This is a genomic window from Mesorhizobium sp. M4B.F.Ca.ET.203.01.1.1 (assembly GCF_004791025.1).
Classification (GTDB): domain Bacteria; phylum Pseudomonadota; class Alphaproteobacteria; order Rhizobiales; family Rhizobiaceae; genus Mesorhizobium; species Mesorhizobium abyssinicae.
On sequence record NZ_SRUO01000184.1, the window covers coordinates 1 to 322 of the forward strand.

Annotated in this window: 1 protein-coding gene and 1 pseudogene; one reads left to right on the plus strand and one right to left on the minus strand. The window is 67.4% G+C overall.

Annotated features, from left to right (window positions below; translation table 11 throughout):
• Positions 1 to 212: pseudogene (locus EN846_RS34225) on the plus strand (alpha/beta hydrolase); the annotation flags it as partial.
• On the opposite strand, the gene EN846_RS34230 reads toward EN846_RS34225, so the two are convergent.
• A partial coding sequence (locus tag EN846_RS34230; protein ID WP_135928140.1) for a BolA/IbaG family iron-sulfur metabolism protein occupies positions 213 to 322 on the minus strand: 110 nt, incomplete at its 5' end. It abuts the pseudogene before it with no gap.

A 322-nucleotide genomic window follows, 5' to 3' on the forward strand; every position in this document is an offset into this window, starting at 1 on the left:
AGCACCCGCCGACCTTCATCGCCTATTACAGGGCGCCGGGCCGTGGCGAGGAATCGAAGGCCTTTGCCGAGCGCCTGCGCGCCACGGGCACGAAGGTGACGCTGTTCGACGGCAGCGCCTATACGCATATGTCGATCAATGGCGATTTCGGCGAGGATGGCGACGCCTTGACGGCGGCCGCGTTGGCGTTCCTGAAGGCAACGGTCGGCTGACTACCAGCGCGTCTTCTCGCCGGGCGCGGCGGGCTCGATCGCCAGCGCATGCACGCCCGCTTTCAGTTCGTCGGCAAGCAGCTCGTTGACGGCGCGGTGGCGCTCGATGC